This window comes from Paenibacillus sp. FSL E2-8871, from assembly GCF_038000345.1.
Lineage (GTDB): Bacteria > Bacillota > Bacilli > Paenibacillales > Paenibacillaceae > Paenibacillus_AQ.
In genome coordinates this window covers 112,775-136,133 of record NZ_JBBOBV010000001.1, presented here as the reverse complement: position 1 = coordinate 136,133, position 23,359 = coordinate 112,775, and the positions used below count along the sequence as shown (strand labels likewise).

28 protein-coding genes and 1 tRNA gene are annotated in these 23,359 nt (G+C 41.7%); 9 read left to right on the top strand and 20 right to left on the bottom strand.

The window, feature by feature from the left end; genetic code table 11:
* Nucleotides 1–59 precede the first annotated feature (59 nt).
* The gene (locus NYE25_RS00710; RefSeq protein WP_341144840.1) at nt 60–1,091 is read left to right on the top strand and encodes a hypothetical protein; all 1,032 of its coding nucleotides are present in this window, start codon (nt 60–62) and stop codon (nt 1,089–1,091) included.
* Nucleotides 1,092–1,263: 172 nt separating this feature from the next.
* Here the strand turns inward: NYE25_RS00710 and NYE25_RS00705 are convergent, their stop codons facing one another.
* Nucleotides 1,264–1,452 (bottom strand): YqzE family protein, encoded by a 189-nt coding sequence (locus tag NYE25_RS00705; RefSeq protein ID WP_076283115.1) that lies wholly within the window; start codon nt 1,450–1,452, stop codon nt 1,264–1,266.
* A 183-nt stretch (nt 1,453–1,635) separates the two neighbouring features.
* Here NYE25_RS00705 and NYE25_RS00700 point away from each other — a divergent pair, with 183 nt between their 5' ends.
* Nucleotides 1,636–2,388, top strand: coding sequence for an N-acetylmuramoyl-L-alanine amidase (locus NYE25_RS00700; RefSeq protein WP_256721567.1), 753 nt, complete (start codon nt 1,636–1,638; stop codon nt 2,386–2,388).
* Here NYE25_RS00700 and NYE25_RS00695 read toward each other — a convergent pair.
* The 14 genes from NYE25_RS00695 to NYE25_RS00630 all read right to left on the bottom strand — a co-directional run bounded on the left by NYE25_RS00695 (nt 2,375) and on the right by NYE25_RS00630 (nt 15,278).
* Nucleotides 2,375–3,235, bottom strand: a complete 861-nt coding sequence (locus NYE25_RS00695; RefSeq protein ID WP_341144839.1) for a divergent polysaccharide deacetylase family protein — start codon at nt 3,233–3,235, stop codon at nt 2,375–2,377. The genes NYE25_RS00700 and NYE25_RS00695 overlap by 14 nt on opposite strands.
* A 105-nt stretch (nt 3,236–3,340) precedes the next feature.
* Complete coding sequence (locus NYE25_RS00690) at nt 3,341–4,426, bottom strand: glycerol dehydrogenase (RefSeq protein WP_076283117.1); 1,086 nt, start codon at nt 4,424–4,426, stop codon at nt 3,341–3,343.
* An 87-nt stretch (nt 4,427–4,513) separates the two neighbouring features.
* On the bottom strand, nt 4,514–5,257 hold the full coding sequence (locus NYE25_RS00685; RefSeq protein ID WP_341147660.1) for an SDR family oxidoreductase: 744 nt from the start codon (nt 5,255–5,257) through the stop codon (nt 4,514–4,516).
* Nucleotides 5,258–5,445: 188 nt separating this feature from the next.
* Nucleotides 5,446–6,036 (bottom strand): TetR family transcriptional regulator, encoded by a 591-nt coding sequence (locus NYE25_RS00680; protein ID WP_341144838.1) that lies wholly within the window; start codon nt 6,034–6,036, stop codon nt 5,446–5,448.
* 243 nt (nt 6,037–6,279) lie between these two features.
* Nucleotides 6,280–7,191, bottom strand: a complete 912-nt coding sequence (locus NYE25_RS00675) for an alpha/beta hydrolase (protein ID WP_341053743.1) — start codon at nt 7,189–7,191, stop codon at nt 6,280–6,282.
* Nucleotides 7,192–7,259: 68 nt separating this feature from the next.
* Nucleotides 7,260–7,667, bottom strand: coding sequence for a MerR family transcriptional regulator (locus tag NYE25_RS00670; protein WP_341053742.1), 408 nt, complete (start codon nt 7,665–7,667; stop codon nt 7,260–7,262).
* Between the two features lie 169 nt (nt 7,668–7,836).
* Complete coding sequence (locus tag NYE25_RS00665; RefSeq protein ID WP_341144837.1) at nt 7,837–8,262, bottom strand: DinB family protein; 426 nt, start codon at nt 8,260–8,262, stop codon at nt 7,837–7,839.
* Nucleotides 8,263–8,265: 3 nt separating this feature from the next.
* The gene (locus tag NYE25_RS00660; RefSeq protein ID WP_341053739.1) at nt 8,266–8,793 is read right to left on the bottom strand and encodes a HugZ family pyridoxamine 5'-phosphate oxidase; all 528 of its coding nucleotides are present in this window, start codon (nt 8,791–8,793) and stop codon (nt 8,266–8,268) included.
* Nucleotides 8,794–8,833: 40 nt separating this feature from the next.
* Nucleotides 8,834–9,613 (bottom strand): ABC transporter ATP-binding protein, encoded by a 780-nt coding sequence (locus tag NYE25_RS00655; protein ID WP_341053737.1) that lies wholly within the window; start codon nt 9,611–9,613, stop codon nt 8,834–8,836.
* A gap of 1 nt (nt 9,614) precedes the next feature.
* On the bottom strand, nt 9,615–10,604 hold the full coding sequence (locus tag NYE25_RS00650; protein WP_341144836.1) for a FecCD family ABC transporter permease: 990 nt from the start codon (nt 10,602–10,604) through the stop codon (nt 9,615–9,617).
* A 16-nt stretch (nt 10,605–10,620) separates the two neighbouring features.
* A complete protein-coding gene (locus NYE25_RS00645; protein ID WP_341144835.1) occupies nt 10,621–11,658 on the bottom strand; it encodes an ABC transporter substrate-binding protein in 1,038 nt (345 codons plus the stop codon).
* Between the two features lie 312 nt (nt 11,659–11,970).
* The gene (locus tag NYE25_RS00640) at nt 11,971–12,645 is read right to left on the bottom strand and encodes a DUF6320 domain-containing protein (protein WP_042186923.1); all 675 of its coding nucleotides are present in this window, start codon (nt 12,643–12,645) and stop codon (nt 11,971–11,973) included.
* A complete protein-coding gene (locus NYE25_RS00635) occupies nt 12,642–13,913 on the bottom strand; it encodes an alcohol acetyltransferase (RefSeq protein ID WP_341144834.1) in 1,272 nt (423 codons plus the stop codon). Before NYE25_RS00635 ends, NYE25_RS00640 begins: the two co-directional genes overlap by 4 nt.
* Nucleotides 13,914–13,928: 15 nt before the next feature.
* Complete coding sequence (locus tag NYE25_RS00630; protein WP_341144833.1) at nt 13,929–15,278, bottom strand: MATE family efflux transporter; 1,350 nt, start codon at nt 15,276–15,278, stop codon at nt 13,929–13,931.
* A gap of 102 nt (nt 15,279–15,380) precedes the next feature.
* On the opposite strand from NYE25_RS00630, the gene NYE25_RS00625 reads away from it, so the two are divergent.
* Entirely contained in the window at nt 15,381–16,190 is an 810-nt protein-coding gene (locus NYE25_RS00625; protein ID WP_341144832.1) for a MerR family transcriptional regulator, read from the top strand.
* Between the two features lie 88 nt (nt 16,191–16,278).
* Here the strand turns inward: NYE25_RS00625 and NYE25_RS00620 are convergent, their stop codons facing one another.
* Nucleotides 16,279–16,653, bottom strand: a complete 375-nt coding sequence (locus NYE25_RS00620; protein ID WP_076298521.1) for a hypothetical protein — start codon at nt 16,651–16,653, stop codon at nt 16,279–16,281.
* 406 nt (nt 16,654–17,059) lie between these two features.
* Between NYE25_RS00620 and NYE25_RS00615 the strand changes: the two genes are divergently transcribed.
* Nucleotides 17,060–18,070: a S8 family peptidase gene (locus NYE25_RS00615; RefSeq protein ID WP_341144831.1), complete on the top strand. Its 1,011-nt coding sequence runs from the start codon at nt 17,060–17,062 to the stop codon at nt 18,068–18,070.
* On the opposite strand, the gene NYE25_RS00610 is transcribed toward NYE25_RS00615, so the two are convergent.
* Nucleotides 18,062–18,871, bottom strand: a complete 810-nt coding sequence (locus NYE25_RS00610; protein WP_341144830.1) for a class I SAM-dependent methyltransferase — start codon at nt 18,869–18,871, stop codon at nt 18,062–18,064. The two genes, NYE25_RS00615 and NYE25_RS00610, sit on opposite strands and share 9 nt — an antisense overlap.
* Nucleotides 18,872–19,104: 233 nt before the next feature.
* Here NYE25_RS00610 and NYE25_RS00605 point away from each other — a divergent pair, with 233 nt between their 5' ends.
* The 4 genes from NYE25_RS00605 to NYE25_RS00590 are packed head-to-tail and all read left to right on the top strand — an operon-like array spanning nt 19,105 to nt 21,619.
* Nucleotides 19,105–19,476, top strand: a complete 372-nt coding sequence (locus NYE25_RS00605) for a GntR family transcriptional regulator (RefSeq protein WP_042186911.1) — start codon at nt 19,105–19,107, stop codon at nt 19,474–19,476.
* Nucleotides 19,473–20,366 (top strand): ABC transporter ATP-binding protein, encoded by an 894-nt coding sequence (locus NYE25_RS00600; RefSeq protein ID WP_234541932.1) that lies wholly within the window; start codon nt 19,473–19,475, stop codon nt 20,364–20,366. The genes NYE25_RS00605 and NYE25_RS00600 overlap by 4 nt, the downstream gene beginning before the upstream one ends.
* Nucleotides 20,363–21,046 carry a hypothetical protein gene (locus NYE25_RS00595; RefSeq protein ID WP_042186907.1) on the top strand — a complete coding sequence of 228 codons (684 nt, stop codon included), beginning with the start codon at nt 20,363–20,365 and terminating at the stop codon, nt 21,044–21,046. Before NYE25_RS00600 ends, NYE25_RS00595 begins: the two co-directional genes overlap by 4 nt.
* A 42-nt stretch (nt 21,047–21,088) precedes the next feature.
* Complete coding sequence (locus NYE25_RS00590) at nt 21,089–21,619, top strand: hypothetical protein (RefSeq protein ID WP_341144829.1); 531 nt, start codon at nt 21,089–21,091, stop codon at nt 21,617–21,619.
* 80 nt (nt 21,620–21,699) lie between these two features.
* Here NYE25_RS00590 and NYE25_RS00585 read toward each other — a convergent pair.
* Nucleotides 21,700–21,783 (bottom strand) — tRNA-Leu (locus NYE25_RS00585).
* Between the two features lie 187 nt (nt 21,784–21,970).
* Between NYE25_RS00585 and NYE25_RS00580 the strand changes: the two genes are divergently transcribed.
* On the top strand, nt 21,971–22,417 hold the full coding sequence (locus NYE25_RS00580; protein WP_341144828.1) for a hypothetical protein: 447 nt from the start codon (nt 21,971–21,973) through the stop codon (nt 22,415–22,417).
* 74 nt (nt 22,418–22,491) lie between these two features.
* Here the strand turns inward: NYE25_RS00580 and NYE25_RS00575 are convergent, their stop codons facing one another.
* On the bottom strand, nt 22,492–22,710 hold the full coding sequence (locus NYE25_RS00575; RefSeq protein WP_042186900.1) for a hypothetical protein: 219 nt from the start codon (nt 22,708–22,710) through the stop codon (nt 22,492–22,494).
* A 250-nt stretch (nt 22,711–22,960) separates the two neighbouring features.
* Nucleotides 22,961–23,278, bottom strand: a complete 318-nt coding sequence (locus tag NYE25_RS00570; RefSeq protein WP_036689410.1) for a hypothetical protein — start codon at nt 23,276–23,278, stop codon at nt 22,961–22,963.
* Between the last annotated feature and the right edge of the window lie 81 nt (nt 23,279–23,359).

Below are 23,359 nucleotides of genomic sequence, written 5' to 3'. Positions count from 1 at the left end.
ACAATAGAGTAAAGCTTAACTTTCCTGACATTTCTTAACAAAGAAAGGTGATCGACGCCATGAAAATAAGTTTGCGGCGGAGGCTGAAACTTGCGGGTCAAGGATGCCTCCTCCTGCTTCTAAGCTTTGGACTGTTTGTATCCAGTTCTGGTTCCCCTTCAGCGCTGGCGCTGGCCAGAGTAAGTGTGATCCAGTCAGTCACGCAGGATGCAATTCCTGTATTGAAGATGAGTACCTTACCTTCACCCAGTACGGTCCAAGAATTCGCTAAGGCTACATTGAACAAGCTCGCTGCAGAAGCTCCATTTACAGCCTGGAAGGATGCAAGGATAGAATATTATCCCCTTGGTCCAGGTACTCATGGCTGGCTTGTAAATGTAATGAAGGGTGAAGAGCGGATCGGATACATGATCATTTCTGCCACAGATACAGGCGGATATATGCTAAGTGAATATGGAGCCGGCACTTACGGACTCCCATACAGTTTAAATGATCTGCGCCAGTTTTTGGTGCAGAAAGGTCTCATTACATCATCTTTTCCAGGAACAATAAACCTTACTGCTTTATATGCACCACTTCTACCGGTCTGGAAAATAACCATTGACGAAAAGACGGTTTACATCAATGCTTCCGTACCGCAAATTTTACCTTGGACACTGAGCAAGGCAGAAGAAGTCCTTAAAGAGCAGCCTCCAGCAACAGATGTAATTACTAATCTTAATCCTGACGTATCACCGCTATCGGCCTTCAATAGTGGAGGGTCAGATGATCCTTACGAAGATATCCTTTGGCTGACCGCTCCTAAACTAACTACAGTGAGCGGTGACAATATCGCACTTCTGATCAGACCTAAAGAAAGCATCGCTTATCAAGCTGCTGGACGAAACGACCTTGTCGGGGCACCATTTATGATTACAGGCTATCAGAGCTGGCAGCCTTCTCAAGGTCAAGCTGAGAACAATAAAATTACCGTATACGCGGCCTCAGGCCCTGAAGGAAAACGATACTTACCACTCACTGCACTACAAAATAATGGAACACTGCATAAGCTGCCAGACAGAACGACCAAAGCACTCGGATATAATCGTTAACACAAGCATAAACGCCTTCGGCGTCCTTATGAGGACGGTAAGTGTTTATGCGAGAAATAGAAGGATAATTTATAACGTAAGCATATAAATTCTTATATTTAAACAAATGCAAATAACCTTCCACTGCCACCCATGAATAATGGCACTGGAAGGTTATTTGCTATTTATACCTTTATTCTTTTTTGCCATGACTCCACTTGCTTCGCCAGATAGACCACCCAAGCGGGAGCATGCCAAACCATTTCTGTGACCACGGCTGCTTCGTAGCCGCTCTACGAGCATGAATGGCACGCGGATCCTCGATATATACGACTACCTTCTCCGTTATATACTTTACAAGCTCATCGCCACCGGAAGCCATTTTAACACCTCCTAAAAATGTAAGTGAATTCAGATTATCAGCATCCGTTCCATGGTCTTAGTGTGCACCACTCCACTTGGATCTAAACTACAGACTTCTGATTTGTCGAATAGGTTTACCTATTAAAGCACAATCTAACAAAGAATCCAGAAGACGTTATTCACTTGCAAGGAGGCGTTTCACTTGAACAACTGGAGAAAACAACCCTTTCCCAGTACAGCAGCTGTTCTATGCGGCTTTCGAATCACTCTAACTACCCTAGGACTACTAATGTTGTTTATGGGCAGCTCCTTAGCCTCCGCGACACCAGAGAAACCCGTGATGAAGGATGACCGTCAGCATTTATTAGGTCACGGACACCGTATGATCCTAATTGATGCGGGACATGGAGGCATCGACGGTGGAACTTCCTATGGTAATATTCTTGAAAAAGATATCACCTTAGATATCTCACGTCGATTATTTCTACTTCTGGGTAGCGATGGTTTTGATGTTGCTTTAAATCGCAATGGAGATTATGCCCCTAGTGATGAAAACCGCTGGCTGCGTAGTAAATCTCGACATCTGCGGGATCTTGCACAGCGTAAAGAGCTTGCTGAGACATTACCTGCTACTGTAGTGGTAAGTATCCATATTAACTGGGCGCCTTCCCCTTCCAAACATGGTCCACTTGTATTGTACCGTCAAGAGGGTCGTAGCTTCATGCTTGCTAAGTCCATTCAGCATCAGCTAAACAATCTTTACGATGTCGAAGCACATCCAAGACCAGGCAAACCCTTTTATTTACTCAATAAAATAACCGCCACAACTGTTATCGTTGAGGCGGGTTTTGTAAGCAGTCCGACTGACCGCGCAAAGTTATGCACCCCTAAAGGGCAGCAACAAATCGCTGAAGCCATCGCTGATGGTATTGTAGCTTATCTTATGGAAGTTTAAGTTGGGAGCTCCATTTCATCTCGTTTTTAACCAGATCAGAAATCCCTATAAACTCAACATTGTCTTTCATCTGTTCAATACCGCTGCGGATTCCTGCGGCGGTCTCTTTCCCAAATACACCAACATGACCAATCGTTACACAAAATCGTTGATCCTTCGCCATGTCTTTGACGAGACCCATTTGTTTCAGAACATGACTTGCTGTATGTGTGTCATCTAAAAAGATATGGTTCTCTACGCGTGGCAACCCCATACGATAAGCCATATTGCCAGCAACGGAACGGTAGTTGGTCTTGCTGTCTACAAAAAATAATCCTCGTTCTTTGCATACAGATAAGATCACTGCCATAATCCGCTCATCTCCGGTAATTTTCGAACCCATATGGTTATTTATCCCGATCGCATAAGGAACATTATCGAGTGCTGCCTCAACCTTTTGTCGCACTTCCTCATCGGACATTTTGGCCAATATGGCTCCTGGTCCAAGCCATTTAGGATTACCTTGGCGCGGCTCCATCGGCAAATGAACCAGAACATCATCTCCGCGTTCATGTGCGCGGGTGGCATCCTTTACGGATGTAGGTAAAAAAGGCATGACGGCTACAGTAAGCTTTATCGGTAACGAGAACATTTCATCTGTCCCCTTCATGCCATTGCCGAAATCGTCAATAATGATAGCGACCTTATCACGTTTGGGTGCACTCTCTTCAAGCTGCGTATTTGTAGCGTTGTCTTTAGACGTGGCAGCAGAGACAGCCGGCGTAGCCGGAACAATTGTGGTAATCAATACTGCAGCAACAGCAAGCCAATTCAGTAAGCAACGTTTAACCTTTCGACTGTCCTTCATCAAGAGGAACGCCTCCTTCGTCTTAAACAATTGTTCTCATTGTTTGGTTCACGAAGGTTTAATATGTACGGGGAGGGTTCGCAAAAATTTACAATCGAGCTGTTGCTAATGCCCGCGCTTGTCTGTGGCAAGGATTGCTTCCAGCACATCCACAGATTGAACTTCAAATGGCATATTCTTCATTGGGCTATCCTGGGAGCAGCTAGCTTCTGCCACCACCATTAATTTATCCATATCGCTACTGGTAATCCCAAGCTCCTTAAGTGTAACGGGAAGGCCGACTTTTTTGCAGAAAGCACTGACCTGAGCGACCTCATCTTCTGAAGCCTTCTCCAAGACCAACTGCACGATCGTAGCAAAGGCAACCTTCTCACCATGTAGCACATTCCTGCATTCCTCATACAGGGTCAGTCCGTTATGAATAGCATGGGCTGCAGCAAGCCCACCGCTCTCAAACCCAACGCCGCTCAAGTAAATATTAGCTTCAACAATATGTTCCACTGCAGAAGAGGTGATCCCCTGTTTTACATCCAGGAGTGCGGATTCACCTTCAGCAAGAAGTGTGTCCAGACAAGCACGTGCTAAAGAGAACGCTGCGATTGTGCTAGTCCCGCCTGCATGAGTAACCGCTCCTGATTGACGGCAAGCTCTTGCTTCGTAATAGGTGGACAAAGCATCACCCATTCCAGCCACCAGTAATCTTGCAGGGGCTTTAGCGATGATATCGATATCTGCGATCACCATATCAGGATTTCTTTTTAATGGAAGGTAACAGTCGAAGTCACCTTCGTCCGTATACAACACTGATAAAGCGCTGCAAGGTGCATCCGTCGAGGCCACTGTGGGTACAATAACTACCGGGAGATCCGCCATGTGGCTTAGTGCTTTTGCCGTATCTAGGGTCTTGCCGCCACCGATTCCTAAGATAACTTCAGCGTCCTTCAGGCCAAGTTCTAGCACTATCTCATCCACCTGATTACGGCTGCACTCACCCTTGAATTCGCGCATCATAAGGGGAATATCGTTCACTTCAAAGCTGTGTAAGATATCCTCCTTGTACATGGAAAAAATATAAGGATCTACAATCGCAAATGCTCTTTTTGCGCTCAGCTGCAAACAATAATCTCCCAGCTTACGAATTTCGCCATACCCCTGAATATATTTAGTCGGTGAACATATGATCTGCGTCATGGTTTCACTCCTCTTTTTGTATATTCTTTTATTCTAAGGAGTGTTGCTTCAGACTGGCTATAAAAAAAGATGCTATAGACTTTTGTCTCAAATAAATCCGCCGTTCACACGAATCGTCTGGCCCGTAACCCACTGTGATTCCTTACTGGCTAGAAACAGAACTACACTCGAGACGTCCTCAGGCTCACCTAAGCGTCCAAAAGAATTCATACTCCCAACATTCGCAATCTCTTCAGCTGACTTCCCAACTGTGAAAAGCTCCGTATTAACAGGACCTGGTGAAACCGCATTAATGGTGATTCCTTTTCGTCCAAATTCTTTAGCTAACTGACGAGTGAATTGTTCCACTGCTCCCTTTGTTCCCGCATAAACGCTGTAGGTTGGGAACATCTGACCTGTAACCGATGTCGAGAAATTAATGATCCGTCCGTTCTCACTCATATGTTTAGCCGCTTGCTGGCAAGCAAAAAAGGTACCCTTCACATTGATGGCGAACTGTTTGTCGAAGTCTTCTTCCGTCATACTCGCAATCGGCTTTGTGATCATAATGCCTGCGTTGTTAACGAGAATATCGATTTGTCCATAAGCTTCCAATGTGGCTTGGAATAATTGTTCTAGCTCTGCCACTTGGCTGATATCCGCTCGGATAGCGATAGCTTCTCCACCCTTTTGCTTAATTTCGTTCACAACTTCCTCTGCCTTGCTTGGACTGCTTGCATAATTAACAACAACCTTCGCACCATGTAACGCCAAGTTCACCGCAATTTCCCGTCCCATACCTCTTGAAGCTCCAGTCACTAATGCAACTTTTCCAACCAAATTCTGATCCATCATTTATTCCTCCTATTCGTTTGCCTTTCTTGTTGGTCTGATTATAAATCGAACACTCGCAAATAACAAGTGACAATTATTATTTTTTGTCATTCTACACAATTATTCTCCAGACGCAAAAAAACCTTCCGATCTTCATCAAAAGGTTTTGTCCATCATTTTTCTATTATGAAATATGCTATAACAATTTATGACGAAATTCCGGAAAGCATCAAATCCCAAACGGAGGCAAACTCCTGATCAATCGAACCCGATTGCCACTCTTTCGCGTGAGCAGGATGATGAAATCGTGATGTTGCATTAAAAATAGCTCTCGCCGTAACCTCTGATTCCAACGCTTTAAACTCCCCGTTTTGTATACCTTTTTCAAGAATGCGTGCGAGTTGCCCAATTAATTGATCTACGTGTTGGGTAATCATATCTACGGCTTCTAAAGCTACAGAGGCGTACATAGCAAACATTTCGGAATCATCTACAGCATAGCTCCGTTTACTGCGAATTAGAGTATCTAACCACAAACGTAGCTGCTCTTTGGCATTCCCATCAAATTGCTCAGTAACGTCCTTCAATGGGGCTAAAATATTTTGATGCAACCATCTTTCGGTTACCGATTCGCGCAAAGCTGCTTTACTGGAAAAATGTCTATATAGCGTACCATGACTAACTTTCAGTACCCTCGCTACATCAACAACTGAAGTCTTATCCGGGCCAAAACGCCGGAGTACTTGTTCAGCCGCATCCAAAATGTTTTCTTTAGATAATGGAAGATCATTCGACATTGGTATTTCCCCTCGCTCTATTTCTGATGGTACTCATCATAGCATATAATATTCAAAAACGAACTGACAATAACATTACTTTGTCATTTGTAAAATCAATATCAGTATATACATGCACTAATTTATTAAACTTAGGTTGACGTTTGGTATCCTATTCTCATCAGCCGCTGAGTACCTACCATACCCCAACAACAAAAAACCTCCTTGATTTCTCAAGAAGGTTCATTACTTTTATCTACTTACTCACTCGTCCAGCTTCGCCCTAACAAACTTGCCAATCTTCGAAATCGCCTGCTCTGCTTCTGGGAGCATGTACGCTAAGAAATGAAAAACACTCCACATATTATCCCATATTTCCAGTTCCACATGAACACCCGCTCCTCTCGCCCGTTCAGCCAACCTCGTTGAATCGCTTAATAGCACCTCATGGTTGCCTACTTGAACAAGTAAATCAGGCAATCCCTGCAAATTCATTCTTAACGGCGATAATATTGAAGCCCACTCGGTTCGAGTACCTACATATGCTTCAAGTATCCGTTTATTCCCTTCCAAGCTACCTGTCGGATCAAGCTCCGCACGACTCTGATACGATTCACCATCCAAATGAACAAGATCTGTATGCGGCGAGATAAAAAAAGCACCTGCTGGTAACTCGCTCCCCTCATCCCTCAAAGTAATCAGTGTCATCAGCGCAAGGCTGGCTCCAACAGAGTCTCCTCCAAACACGATATCACTGGCAGAATATCCATTTGCAAGCAACCACCGGTAAGCCCCTATACAATCTTCATTAGCGGCGGGATAGATATACTCGGGTGCAAGGCGATACTCAATAATTAGTACTTTCATGCCACTCGCCTTTGCAATTCGTGCTGCTAGATCCCGATAAAATTCACAGGTTCCTGAAACAAAACCACCACCATGAAAATAAAGAATCACTTTATCATCAGGTGGAGCTGCTTCCACAGGAATGATCCACTCTCCGCTTAATGGCCCAACCCTGACCCGCTCGACTGTAACATCCGTATGACTAGGCATATTCGCAGCCGCCTCAACCATTTCTTGCCGGATATGCTCTACAGACTTACTTTCAAACCGATTGGTTTGTTTCAGGTAATCTTTGATCGCTGCAAGCTGTTCTATACTCGTCTTTTCCATATCGATAATCCCTCCTACAGGTCTTTTCAACTCAAAGTGTAAAGCCTGTAGGTGACTACAAGGTCAAGTTAAGATTCCATTTTCAGGATTTCTAGCGTTGACTGTACTCCAGGGTGTTTATCCGTGGCTAATAAATTTTTTCTCAAGTCTGCGAGAGAAGCAAGCTTTATCTCCTGCTTTGCAATTTCATTGCGGACTCGATCCATTTTTTTATCTACAACTTTCACAAAATCATCTATGCTAATGCCACTGCTTTCCGATTTTAACAATGCCTTTTTAATTTCCTTTAGGGTGAATCCACATTGCTTAGCATTATGTATAAACGTAAGTCGACTTAGTGCTTCTTCAGAATAAAGACGGTAGCCGGCTTCCGAACGTAAAGGCGTACTAATTAGACCCAGCTCCTCATAATACCTCAGTGTTTCCATATTCACATTTGCCATCTTGGCCATTTGGCCTCGCAAGTATTCCGTCATGATATACGCCCCCTTGGAATTCCCTATATTATACCAAAATCCAGATAATACAGAGGGTATCAAAATAGAGCCAATAATTAATCGGGATCAATTAAAAACTCCTTATTTACACAAAAAAACGGCATTTCTGCCGTTTCCCCATGTCTACTCTACTCTATTCTTCTACCTACTATACTTCACTTCGAACCGCATTTTTCTGTATTAGAGAAATCTGTCCGGCATGAATACCTGTGTGATACATAAGTCTTCCTACCGCTTCAAGCGGAGTAGATGTGCCAAAAGACGACTCTACGCTTACATGCCAAGCATCTTCCGGAAGCTCCCGCATCGCTGCAATCAGATTCTCGTTGGAAGCAGACAGCAGATCCACCAGTTCACTTAATGTAGTATACGCCGCGTCATCGGCTTGAGGTTTAGGTCTACCAAAGAACCACTCTGCAAACATAAATTCTACCTCGGCATTATGAGAAATCAAACCTCCGATGGATGAATTTCCTAATTTAAGATTTAAATCTTCTTCCGGCAATGCCTTCACCATTTTATGAAATCGCTCTTGAACCGCTTGCCAGATGGGCAGTACTGAAGTAATAGTCATCGGCTATTTGCTCCCTTGCACAGCTGCTTCTTCGTCTTTCTTCTTATCAATAACAACGTGATTAAATACATTCGCATCTACATCAATATCGAACGCCAATCCAAAACCTACAACATAACGCCCCTTCAACGGAGTTAGTTCGAACAATGAAAAATCCAGTCCTCTCAGCAATTTCAGCATGGCCTCACCATGGTCAGCATTGAACAATTCAAAAATATCCTCATATCCATCATTGCCGATATTGCTTGAGGTACAACTCCAGCGCACACGCTCAGTTGCAAATTTATTGTTTGTTTCAGACTCATCCGCAATTAGAAAGGCATCCACAAAATCATTATTTTCCATATAGTCATAGTGCTCTGCGATCTTACTAATATAGATATACAGCTTGCCGTCTTTCTTTACGAAAGGTGCGTAACTGATAAAGGGCTTACCTTCATCATCAATCAAACTCAAAATCAGGTTCTTACGTTTATTAATAAATTGCAAGTAGTTTTCTTTATTTTTCTCCACATCTACAGGCTTCTTCATTTAAAATCCCTCCATGAATAGGTTGTGTCACACTATGAATCTATCGAACAGTACTCAACAAATGAATACGAGGTTTCTTCTCTGTGGGCACATACTGGACTTCCGAGTCCATCCGGTATATATCCCTTATCATATCGGTTGTCATGACTTCATTCGGTGTGCCATACATCGCCCTCTCACCCGCCTGCACTACAACGATACTATCGCTATACGTAGAAGCTTGATTGAGATCATGCAGCACCATCACTACGGTCATGCCCATGTCTTGATTTAGCTCGCGAACAAGCTCAAGCACTTCATGCTGGTGAGAGATGTCCAAGTACGTGGTTGGTTCGTCAAGCAACATGATGAGTGGACGCTGTGCTAATGCCATTGCAATCCAGGCACGCTGTGATTCACCACCTGACAATGAAGCTACGGCTCGGTCCTTATACTCCATCAAATGTGTCTTTTCAAGGGCCCAATGAACAATGTCCATATCCTCTTGGTTCAATCTTTCAAACCACTTTTTATGTGGATATCTGCCATACGAGACCAGATCGATCACAGTCATATCACTCGGTGCTTGATTCTTCTGGCTCAGCATGCACATTTTTCGTGCGACTTGTTTGGCGCTCATGGTCTTCAGATCCGTACCATCGAGTATGACCGTACCCGTGTGATAAGGAATTAGCCGTGATACCGCTTTGAGCAAAGTGGATTTACCGGAGCCGTTCGGTCCTATGATGGAGACGATCTCACCCTTTTTTACGGAAAAAGAGAAGTTGTTAATCACGCTTTTCTGCTCATACCGAATCGAAATGGAATCGACAGTAAACATGTTAGAACGCCTTCTTTCTCATCAGGTATAGAAAATATGGTCCGCCAATCACAGCCATAAGGATACCTGCAGGGATATCTAGGGGTGCAAACAGGGTACGTCCACCTGTATCCGCAATTAACAGAACCAACGCGCCAAGAGCCATACTCATCGGCAAAAGATATTTGTAATCTGAACCCACGAGCAATCTCGCCATATGAGGTACAACTAGACCGACAAATCCGATCATTCCAATGGCTGCTACAGAAATAGCCGCTAGAAATACTGCCAGCAAGGAGAGCAGGATACGAATTTGGTTCACATTTTCACCCAGATTCGAAGCCACCTGATCACCCAGACGAATGATATTTGCCTTACGAATGGCAAAGAACGATAGGATCCAACCTGCAATCGCATATGGGAAGACCATCATTAACGCATTATTCCCTTTTGCCGCAAGACTGCCGTTAAGCCATTGAACCGCTGCAGGGAGTCTATCGCTGTACATGATTGTTAATAGTCCAATGAGTCCTCCGCAAAGCGCATTCACAGCAACACCAGATAAAATAATAGTAATCGGTGAGATACCTGTTCGTCTCCACGCTAATGCATATACAATACCGGCAGCAATTAGCCCTCCAACAAAAGCGGCAATCGGAATGAACTCAGTATACTGTGGTGCAGCAAGCATTATGACAAGAACACATGCAGCCGCGCCGCTAGTTACACCCGTCAATCCAGGATCAGCAAGTGGGTTACCCATCACAGCTTGCAGCAGTGCGCCCGAGATCGCTATATTCGCTCCGATGATCATCGCCAGTAACACACGTGGCAATCGAATATCCCATATGATGGTGGCATTCACCGCCTTAGACGATGAACCAAAGATCGTGCTTAGTATGTCTGATACCGGAATGAAAACAGAGCCTAATCCGATGGCAATAATCGCGGCAACGAGCGCTAATAGAACCGTTACAATAACAACTATTCTGCTACGAGATGTATTTATCACTTGCTGTCTCCTTTAATTATTCATAGAAGTATTTTGCGATTTCAGTTAGGGCTGTTTCTGCGTTAATGATCGAGGTTACGCCGAACACACTGTAATCTAAAATCTGGATTTTGTCGTTTTTATAAGCAGAGAGCTTCGTCCAAGTTTCATTTTTCTCTATTTCTTTTTTAAATTTGTCCTTTGTCGCTCCGTGGTCACCTGAAGCCAATACGAGAATGACGTCAGGATCAGCGGCTACGACGTTCTCCATATTAATAGGAGAGTAAGTATCTGTAACTTTAAGTACAGAAGTAGCAATGTTATCAGCGCCAAGCTTTTTCACCAAACTACCTAGATAAGATTTCTCACTCATAACCATGAAGGAATCAGAGGTTCCAATAACGAGCATCACACTCGGCAGTTCTTTTCCTTCGGCTAATTTACTTAGCTCATTTTCTTTATCCAATATCTTACTCAAAGCCGCATTCATCTCATCTTTTTTATTAAAATAAGTACCTAATACTTTAAGGCTAAGCTTTAAATCCTCGAAGGATTCTGTGCGTAGATATGTTTTTTGCAAATCCATACCTTCCAGTGTCTTATCCAGTGTGCTTCGAAGCGATTCTGCTCCCAGCAGCAAGTCTGGCTCAAGCTTTGTTACTACTTCAAGATCCGGTGCCATTGGCGAACCAATTTTATCTATCGATTCAAAATCAGCAGGGATTGGATTGGTAGAGGTTGGCACCCCAACTGGTGTGATTCCAAGCAAATAGAGCATTTCTGTTAATGGTACAGATGTAGTTACAATTCGCTGTGGAACTGTGGCTGGAAACTGGCTTAATGCTTCATTGAACAATGCTTCATCTACACCATCATGCTCCAGACTGTATTCCTTTCCAGCATCCGCTGTTTTCGCTGCTTCTGTTGTATTCGCTGCATTTGCTTCTTTCGTTTCATTAGCAGCTGTATTCGTTACGGCTTCATTCTTGGTTTGATTGTCCGCTGTATTGGTGGACGAACATGCAGTCATTGCAGTAAGCGCTGCAACAACCAGAAGTACTAATAATTTCTTCAAAATCTATCCCTCCGAGTATGTATAATTATACGTTCCAAGTAGTGATAATGATTTTCATTTTCATCTACGATTTCTATGATAATGGTTATCATTGGGAAGTGTCAAGAATTTTATTTTAATTTTAAACTAGCAAAAACACCTTAAACATCCCATTAAAAAGGACAACCTTTCTTGTGGAAAAATAGGAATTCGGTGTCGTATGAACCCTTCACTTTCTTAAATACACAAAAAAACCACATCCAAAGGACGTGGTTAATATGCATAATAAACCTAAATATTTAATTATAGATTGAAATAAATCTATCTCGATTATTAATAATGGAATCTTCTTCTGATTTCGCTTATAAATTTCCGGTCAGAAAAAATTATCATCCCAATAATGGTTAGGAGTGAGTATACGATAGAGAAAACGCTGGTCCAAATGACATGAGACAAATTAAATACAAACAGAAGCATAGGACATAAATTAATAAAGAACATCGCTAAAATATAGCCTATATCATGACGCCATAATGATTTTTGAACAATTGCGAGCACAGTCATAATAAATGTAGCTGCCACTCCAAACAGTGGGATTGCATAGTTGGTAGACCATCCCCTAAAACCAACAAATATATCGATCACCAAAAGGAAAATGGACAACATGACATAGTGATATAAAATTTTCCTGCCAATATGTTTATTAGATAAAATGGTATCTTTAACAACGATCCACGCATAGATAAGACCTGTACTTACGATAATTGACCATATTCTCGGATTGATATGATAGGTCAACGCATTAATTGTAATCGAAAGCACGATCGCAGATATAGTCAAAAAGAGGAACAATTTAGCTACCGTAAATGGTTTGGTTTCCTGATAAATCTCTTTATAGGACGGGTATTCTGTCGTGCTCTCTCCCCTGATCTTAAGTGGCTTGGAGCATAGTGGACAACGATAATGTTGATTATCAACCGTCACGTTGCAACGAATACATTTGGTCATTCGATAATCCCCCAATCGTTTGAGTAGATTTTAACTTCAAGTCCAGCCTCACCCGCTAAGGTCGAAAAGAAATATTGCAATATATCGGATTCCACTATATTTCTGGTAAACGTGATCACCAGCTTATCATTGACTGAGCTGATCCCACAGTTCATAGGGCTTTTATTAGATGGATAGACTAATGCCTCGATTAGCTCTACGTGCTTGTACATTTGCTGTGGCAACATAATATTGCCGATATTGGACAAGGTCAGTGTTCTTTTACTTTCCCCAAGCATATGAAACCCTAAATTCACGAACCAGTTCTTCAAAAATAACGGGACAAACAGCGTAGCTTTGTTCCGTTCAAGCGCCACATTATTGTAAATGATATTTTGCAAATTTTCTTTCCCCGTCTTATACTTCAGCATCTCATTCATTCTAAAAATTAATTCATCCACTGTGGTATCTTCCGTAATTCGCGCGCCAAGATTAACTACGCCAAAGAAGTTACGAAGAGTACGTGAAGGGAATGCTTTGCGCAAATTGACAGGCACTGCGATAACCACGGGAGCGTTACTTTTGCTATATTTGATTCTTGTTTGATAAATAGAATAACTCAGTAATGCAGATAAATAAGCAGTGATCGTACTACCTTTTTGCTTAGCGAGGGCGTTCAATTGGGAGGCACTTACGACCCCGTGTACCACGTTATTTCCGAACTGTTCGAAAGCTGTACCTTTAATGTGGTACGCTCGGCTGTTTCTAACCGATTCAACATAACAATCCTTGTAGTATCTGCGAAAAGCATCCTCCATATCATGGATATCCACTCCTGAATCAGCGAGTAAAATCCGGTCCTCAGTGTCAATTTCATGTCCCATATACATTAGATAATAGTACAGCAGTGATTTTAAAAACTCGACAGCCCCATTACCATCCGTAAGCGCATGGAACACTTCAACAGAGACTCTATTTTTGTAGTATAAAACCTTAAATAAATATCCATTGTTTGTAGTTGGATCAATGTTGCGACAAGGATACTGCTGATCCTCAGCGATCACAATTTTATCCGTGCTAGACTCTAAATAATTCCAAAACACACCCCTGCGAAGCTTCACAGTGAACATCGGAAATCTGTCGAATACCGTATCGGCGGCTTGCTGCAACGCATCCACATCTACAGGATTTGTCAGAACAGCTGAGATCCTATAAACGGAAGTGTTTTTTGTATTTGTAACGGATGGAAATAGTTTTGCTGCGTTATCAAGTTTGTACCACTTTTTCACTTCAAAACTCCTCTATTATTCTGCTGTTGACTTGTTGATACTCCACTTTTGCATTGTCTTCCTCAAACAAACATAGCTTACCACGACACAGATTATCTCTGCCACTACAAAGGAAAGCCAAAGGCCGATGTTTCCAAACATTAAAGGAAGGATAAAGAAATTCCCCATCAACAAGACATACCGTAAAATCGCTAAAATCGCGGATGTTCTTGGATTGTTAATGGCTGTGTACAAAGCGTTAATTATAATATTTGCCCCTACAAAGATAAAATTAAAGCTATAAAATGTGATGATTTCACTTGATGTAGTCATGACCTGAAGATTGTCTTTTACAAAAAGAGAAATTAAGGGAGATTTAAAAATAATCAATATCGCTGTACAAACCACACCAACTAATGTCACTATTTTAATCGCCATGGTAATCAATTCCGTTATACGGCTATATTCCTTCGCTCCGTAATTCACGCTGCTAATGGCTCCTAACCCTCTCGACATGCCCATGATAACTGCATTAACTACAAGTGAGATATACTGAACTACCGCAAATGAAGATACCCCTATTTCACCAAATTTAGAGATCAAAATCCAGTTGAAGATCATAGAAGAAAAACCCGCACTGAATTGCGTAATCCCTTCCGAGGAACCGTTATAGATCATCCTTCCGATTGCTTTAAAATCCACTTTCCATCTACCCACTCTTAAAAAGCTATCCTTTGAGATAAAATTCGAGCAAAATAATATAAAAACAATTGTTGCACTGATCCCAGATGCCAAAGCAGCACCGGTAATCCCCATATCGAAAACGCAGATAAAAATCAAATCCAAGATGATATTCAAGACTACACTCAGTAAATTACCAACCATATAAAGCTGAGGTTTCCCCATAGATTGCAATGAAATACCAAGTAAAATATTAAAAATTACAGGCACGACAAATACACCAAAAGTCTGTATGTAATCAACAACCATAGGAAAAAGCACTGCATTTGCTCCAACTATTCTAGCCAGTACATGAGGAAAAAAAACTACCATTATGAAAATAACTACGGCTATCATGAACAGTGTGTAAAAAGCATTATTGAAGTAGTGGTTGGCTTTCCCCTTGTTCTGCTCTCCCAGACTAATAGCGGTTAATGTATTTCCCCCAATGGCAATTAAGATCCCTATACAGGAAATAATATTAAAAATCGGTGAAGCCATATTCACTGCAGCTAGCGCATTAGGTCCTACAAAACGTCCCAAAATGATTCCGTTAATAATTCCGTACAGACACATAGAAAGTGAAGCTACGATCCCGGGGATTGCATAACCACGAAATAGTTTGGAAATTGGATCTTTTAAAACATTGAGTTCTGTTGTCTTCATCTTGTCATTCTCCATTCACTGTTTTGAAATTTTAGATAAAAATCAGTACAATGAACACTATAATCTCTTGTGTTACACAAGAGTCAACGGGAGAACGATGCAATGAACAACTATTATTCTATTGGTGAAACAGCAAAACTAGCAGACACAACTATCGAAACCTTGCGGCATTATGACCGAATCCACTTGCTGAAGCCTGCTAAAGTAGATCCCTCCTCCGGTTATCGCTATTATTCAGATAAAGAGCTTATTTATCTTGATGTCATCAACTTCTGCAAAAAAAAGAATATGCCACTTCATAAGATTAAAGATGTTTTTACGAATGATAATCTCGATTATATTATTAATTTTCTTAAAACAAAGGACGAGGAAATTGAACAGGAAATCAAGCAGCTGAATAAGACAAAATCACAGCTTAAAGCTTTACGAAAACAATATGAAAATCAAGCTTATTTATCCGATGTCCCTCTATCCCCCACCCATTTTTTAACTAAGGCTTTGGGAGAAAGAGCGATCGTAAAAATCCACTCCCTACAGAAACCCAACCTCGAAAGTTTCCATCAACTGCAGAATGCACTAAATCAACAGCTTGAAGATGAGCCAAGAGATGCATTCGCTTTTGATCTTCGTGCAAATATTATGACTACGTTGGAGCCTAGTGAGAATCCATCTGTCTTCTTTGTAGTTTGTGAGAAGTACCCTGAACAGGCCGGCTGTATTTCAATATTACCTAAAGGAATTTATCTCTATGGTTATTGCTCGGAGGAGCAGAGAATGGTAACGATGCAGAATATCGCTGCATATGCTAAAGCCGAATATAATACGGAGATTCCATTTGTCATCCAGACAGTCATTTTCACCGGAATGTTTCAGTGGGTTTATGAGATTCAAGTATGGTTAAAATCTGCATGATCTAAAATAAGACAAATAAAACAGCACGCGGCGATATAGGATCGACACGTGCTGTTGTTAACTTGAGTATAACTAAGCTAGTCCAAATTTAGAACCTAGCTACATAGAATTCTCGATCTGACGGTACATTAAAGCTTTTTATAGCATTTCCGTTCTCATCTCTTAATGTGAGAAGATACGGCACCGTTGTTAGTGTGCTAACTGTTGGGAATCTAGCTACACCAAATTCATCGAAATCAGCAACTATAGCTGGATTTCCAGTTCTCAATAATGAAGCGGTCCACCCTGTAGTGTCTTTAGGTGTTCCAGTTGCATTTGTACCAATAGCGAGAACAATAAATCTGTCCAATGTCTGTCTGATTCTCCGTTTCTTCCGGGTTGCAGCTGCTTTCACTCTTTTTGCCGCGAGGGCTTTGGCCGCCATAACGGCTTGCTTATTGACTGGCTTCTTAATCATTGCCATTTTCCTTCACCACTTTCTTTTTAGGATACGATAGTAAATGCAAGATTTGGAATGTTTGACCTCACTTTTACCTACTATTCTAGAAATGTACTTTATTCCTAGATTCATAGATTCGTACCCACTGGATCAGTGGTGCATATAATGCACTTGTGAGGTGATCCATTAATAAATGAGCCGACAATTGTGGCTAGAGCAATATAGTTCAAGAATCCATAGCGCGCTAAGAAAAAGAATTCAACACTCCCAAGTCCGTCGCGGTACATCCGCTAAAATTCCTATCATTATCAAATTCAAACAAAAAATGACCCCAGCACAGCTGAAGTCATTAAAAAAACATTTAGAATCACATGACTTTCCTATCAAACATCAACTCCCCATACTAAATTCTGTATCATCACGAGTTTCGATGAACTGTCTGAAACAGATATGCAGTTGGCATGGAATCGATCAAATCTATGTAGACGGAATTAAAAAAACATCACTTTATATAGCAACACCATCCATCGGTTCTACATCCGTCCAAAAGAAACAGGGACTTACCGGAAAAGGAATCAACATTGCCATTCTTGACACAGGAGTGTATAGGCACCCTGATCTTATTCAGCCCTGTAACCGTATCGTAGCTTTTAAAGATTTTATCAATCACAGAAAACTTCCCTACGACGATAACGGCCATGGGACTCATATCGCAGGGGACGCGGCAGGCAACGGATGGATGAGTAAAGGAAAATACAAAAGCCCTGCTCCAAAGGCAGGGATCGTTGGTGTTAAAGTACTTGATAAAAATGGTGACGGATATGACTCCACGATCATTAAAGGAATTGAGTGGTGTATTGCGAATCGAAAGCGACTAAAACTACGTATCCTTTCGATGTCATTAGGGGGTACGGTAAATTCACCTTGTGCAGACGACCCGTTGTGCCAAGCCGTAGAAAAAGCAATAAAGGCTGGACTCACTGTTGTGATTGCAGCTGGAAATAGCGGCCCTGGACGCAGGACGATAGAATCTCCTGGTATTAGTCCTTCTGCAATTACCGTAGGTGCAGTGGATGACCGTCGCACGCTCACACAAAAGGACGACCGGATTACCTCGTATTCAAGCCGTGGACCTGCACCGGGAGGGAGAAAGAAACCAGACCTCGTAGCTCCTGGCGAAACCATTATCTCTCTTCGTGCGCCTCATTCCAAGCTAGATCGCGAGCTTCCTTACTTGCGGATCGCTAAAAATTACTTTGTGCTGTCCGGTACCAGTGTCTCAACACCTATAGTCTCTGGTGTCATTGCTCAATTGCTGCAGAGAAATCCCTCACTAACTCCTAAGCAAGTGAAATCCATACTAAAAAAGAACACATTCTCTCTGAAACTCCCCCCTAACACAGCGGGCTCTGGTGAGATCAATGCGAGATTCTTATTGTGATTTTGCTTCCTTCTTTAAAGCTGTGATAACAGAAACTGATAACACTTCAGTAAATTTACCCGTAGGCTCAATTTCTAATAAAGAAGATTTTAAATCCGCTTCGAATCGTTCTAAGTGATTTCCAAATAAGCGCTTTGAAGCATAGGATGTGGAATACAAATTACCAAGAATCGAATCCACCGTCCATGTCACTGAATAACTCGGTAAAATCAATCTTTCCACATCCTTAAAGCTAGATCGCGCAACAATATCCTCATGCCTTTCTTTAGGATGAGTATAGATGCTGTTTCCTGCGATTCTTTCGTTACCTAACCAGCGTTTCACTACTTCATTTACCTTAAGCTGCCAAGATAATGGCTCTTGCCCTACATTAAAAGTATCAATAATTGCTAGACCGCCATTATTGTCCGAACTGTGGTATAGGATTTCAAGAATAGACGATCTATCCATCCAGTGAAACGCTTTAGCTAAGATGGTAAGACGGAAGGAACCCCAGACGTTCTGCAACTCTTCTGCTCTACCAAGCATCCAACTAACGTTATCAACCCTATGGATTTTTGATAGACGATTAGCCTCTTCCAACATTCCACTTTCCGTATCTACACCTATCATTTCCTCAAACCAATCACTAAATCTTAGTCCCAGCTGACCCGTACCACACCCTAAATCAAGCAGACGGCCTTCTCCGTTAAGCGAAAACTTCTGAATTAAGAACCGAATAAGGGATGAAGGATACTGCGGTCGATATTTTGAATAGTACACTGCCGTACCTTTAAATAAATCCGGACCATATTCATTCATAGTTTCACCCTTCTCTTGTTTTCTAATAGGACAAAATCATAGCAGACATCCAACTAAAATAAAAGGCAGTTCGGTGTGAATCCGAACTGCCTTTTTATTTATGCTGATACGCCAATTCGCTGGATTTGGGCTCAAAGGATCAAAAAATCCACATAGTAATGATTGACAAATAGGTCTGTTGCATATATGGTTAATTACATAACTAACTAACCAATGAACATGGCGGTGAATACATGGGAAGCTTAATGGATGATACTCGACCGATATTTATGCAGATCGCCGAACGCATAGAAAATGACATCATCGAAGAAACACTCTTGGAGGAATCACAGGTTCCTTCCACAAATCAATTTGCTGTTTTTTACCAGATCAATCCGGCGACGGCTGCGAAAGGTGTGAATTTGCTTGTCGACCAAGGAATTTTATACAAAAAGCGAGGTATCGGCATGTTTGTAGCTTCTGGAGCGCGCACAGTATTGATGGAGAAGAGAAAAGAGCAATTTTATGAGCAATATGTTGTAACTATGATCCGTGAAGCAGAGAAATTAGGAATTACGTTGGATCAATTAACGAAGATGATTCAGAGGGGAGATAATCGGTCATGAATGAAGTCGTTGAGATCAAGGGACTGACCAAGTCGTATGGAAAGGTAACCGTCATCCAAGACATTAGTTTTTCTTTAGAAAAGAACAAAATCTATGGTCTGCTTGGCAGAAATGGTGCAGGAAAAACAACGATCATGCACATGATTACAGCACAGTTATTTGCTACAAGCGGTGATTTAAAGGTGTTCGGGGAACATCCCTACGAGAATAACCGCGTACTCAATCAGATTTGCTTTATTAAGGAAAGCCAAAAGTATCCGGATACGTACCGTATTATCGATGTTCTAGAGGTATCCGAGTTATTCTTCCCTAACTTTGATCGGGACTACGCCCACTCCTTAATCAAGGACTTTAATCTCCCCTTAAAAAGAAGAATAAAGAAGCTGTCCAGAGGAATGCTCTCGGCGGTGGGCATTGTAGTAGGCCTGGCGAGCCGCGCTCCGCTGACTATTTTTGACGAACCTTATTTAGGTCTCGATGCTGTAGCAAGAAGCCTATTTTACGATCGACTAATTGAGGATTATTCAGAATATCCGCGAACAGTTGTCTTGTCTACACACTTAATTGACGAGGTAAGCCAGCTATTAGAGCATGTCATTGTTATCGACAACGGTAAGCTGATTATCAATGAGGATGCTGAAGCTCTTCGCGGGCGGGCTGCTAAAGTTATCGGTGCGGCTGCGAAGGTCGAAGATTTAATCACCGGTAAAGAGATCATCTCTCGTGAATCCTTTGGCGGATTACTTTCTGCCACTGTTATTGGCTTAAACTCAACAGATCTATCACGTGCTGAGATGCTTGGTCTGGAGATCTCCCCGATATCTTTACAACAGTTAATTGTTCATCTTACAAACAGAAAATCCCAAGGGAAGGGAGTTGCAGTGCAATGAACCAAATGACAGGGATATTAAAAATGCACTATAAGGATAAATGGTTTTGGTTGTTTATGCCTTGGATTATATTATTGTCCAGCTTTTTGGTTAATCTTGTCATAGCTTTTTTCCTGCAAGAACCAATGTATACCGGCGGCCTAGTCTCAATCTTTATTTATATGTTTGTCATAGGTATCATCATTTTAGTACAGACTTTCCCCTTTGCCTTGGGCTTAAGCCTACGGAGGATAGATTATTTCTTCGGCACATCCTTGATGGCCGTTATAACAAGTGCCGGCTTCTCACTACTTCTGTTCCTGCTATCTATTATAGAAACCAAATTAACATCTGGATGGGGTGTGCAGCTACATTATTTTCACCTACCATACTTGAATGATGGTACCGTCCTAGAGCAGCTGTGGATCTATTTCATGATCTTGTTGCATATGTTTTATTGGGGATTTGTTATATCCAGCATCTTCCGTAGATTTGGTAGAAGCGGCCTATTCATTTTCGCGGCAGTCATGTTTATTCTGTACAGTGTCGCTGGATTGTTAATGACATATTATCAGTGGTGGGTAGATGTATTTAATTGGTTGGCTAGCCATACCGCATTTGAACTTGCCTTGTGGAGTATGCCCTTGACGGTCTTGTATGCACTCTTATCGTTCTGGATGCTTCGGAAGTCTACAGTATAAGACTCTGCCTGGAATATTGTTAATATTTATAGGGGGTACTGTATGGATTATGTGAGGGATTACGCCATGTATGCTTCTATATTCGGTATGTTTAGTTTTAGTTGGTTTGGTTGGGCACAAGAAAACCCCAGATCCAGCTGGCGAAAATATATTGGCATAGCTTCTGGTGTATCCCTTCTCGTCTGCTTGATTGGTGTCTATTTAAGTGTGACGAACTGGGATGCTCCCTCCGTATTAAATGACAAGACCTCCTTTAATAATTATCTAATTTCTGTCTATATTGAATTATTGTTGGCTGGTGCTGGAGCTTCTATATTGATGAAATGTAAGTATAATGATTATGTTGCTCCTTGGATTGCCTTTATAGTAGGGATTCATTTTATTGGCTTAAAAAGTGTGTTTAACGATTTCAGTTTATACCTTTTAGCAGCACTTCTGGTTGCAATCTCTATCGTATCACTGTTCATATCTAAAAAACTTAAGGTCGCAAACAGTGCAATTACAGGCATTGGTGCTGGAACAGTTTTGCTCACCTTCGCTCTATTAGGGTTAATTCGATATTTATCGATCTAGATACGAGTATGCTAAAGTTACCTTCGATTAATTATATTCACAAAAAAACTCCCTTGATTTCTCAAGGGAGTTTCTTGTGATGCGGTCGAGAGGACTCGAACCTCCACGATATTGCTACCACACGGACCTGAACCGTGCGCGTCTGCCAATTCCGCCACGACCGCACATCATAATGACTACATATCAAACTTGCGGTCACAAGATAGATCATACCATGCTGAGATTAAAGCGTCAATATATTTTCCAGCTTTTCTTATCGATCATTATTTTATGGATAATTATTGCTTTTAATTCGGAATATAAGGTATAATAAGAACAAAAGTTCGCATAATATAAATGAGGTGATTTATAATGGCGACTACGAAGTTGAAGACATCCATTGTTGATGAAGATGTTACTAAAGAAGAACTGTCCCTTGTCAGAAGCTATTTGCTGCTAACGTTTATTCATAAAGTTTTCGAGCGTGACTGCCGTGTAATCAGCAAGAGTGGTCTATTTAAGACCCCTCAGCTTTATATGGAGCTCTTGTCTGGTGCCACTAAGAAGACCTCACTAATGCTTCAAGAGGTTACGCGTGAATTGAGCTCACATGATCTGAAGATCACAACCGTTCGCCAAGATCAACGAGGAGTCGAGGCCTTGTACTCCTGTAGAGGATATCAAGGTGAGATAAATATATTATGGCCAGGATTCCGTAGAGAGATGATGCTGAGAATGCGTGCGTATCTCGGACTGTCCACAGAGCTCTCCATACTCTCCAGAGAAGAAAGTGACTCCCAGCTAGCTTTAAGTATTTAATCCGTCAGAGGCATATATGTAAGCAGAACAGCTCCCCACCCAATTTGGGTAAGGAGCTGTTTTTGCTGCGGAAACTATATATTATCAGGTTCTTTCCTTGGTTCGCTGAAGGGTTGGAATAAATAATTCCGATCCAGCTTTACTACTCGTCTATTCTGACGACGTATCATCACCTGCGAATCATCCCAAGCCAGAACAATCCCTTTTACATCATTACTTTCTATGCCGTCCCGCACCACACGAATTTTCTCGCCGGAAATTCGGTATGCATCCAATTGTTCATCGCTAATCATCATGAATTCCTCCCTCTGTATAGCTTATCCTATTTTCATTAAGCAGAAACGGATACGCCCCCCTTTTAGGGGATAGTTCCGATGCAGTGATACTACATATCGCTCGCAAAGATCCGTTCTGCGAAAAATATAAGGATAAAGGATAGCTTAAAATATATACTTTCTTATATTTCCAGAAAAAAGACCCAAATGAAAAATCATCTGGGTCTCGTATAAGTAATTGACCAATTGCATGTCTACTAAAGCATTCTTATATCAGCGCTTCATTCTTCTCAAACCAGAAATCAAGAACTTTAGCGGACATCACACGTTGCTCCAGATACTCCACTTGGTTTGTTGTGAATTTCTCCCTCCAAGGGAAGGAAAGTTCCTCACATAAACCTTTGATTGTCAGAAGTTCTGACCAAGCTACATAGCGTTTGTACCAAAAAAACTGAGGATGTTCAATCATATAGGGATACAGATCGTCGAATTCCGTGTGTTTGCAATCCAGCGCACGCTCGAAGTGATCCTTGGCCTCGGTTAATTTATCAATAAAAAATTGCTCAGTCACCGGTTCTTTCCCCATTGTGACGCCTCCTCCCTATGTCTGATTTTATTATAAAGGAAAATCTATAGGGTGAAAAGCAGTTGTTTGAAAAATAGGCCT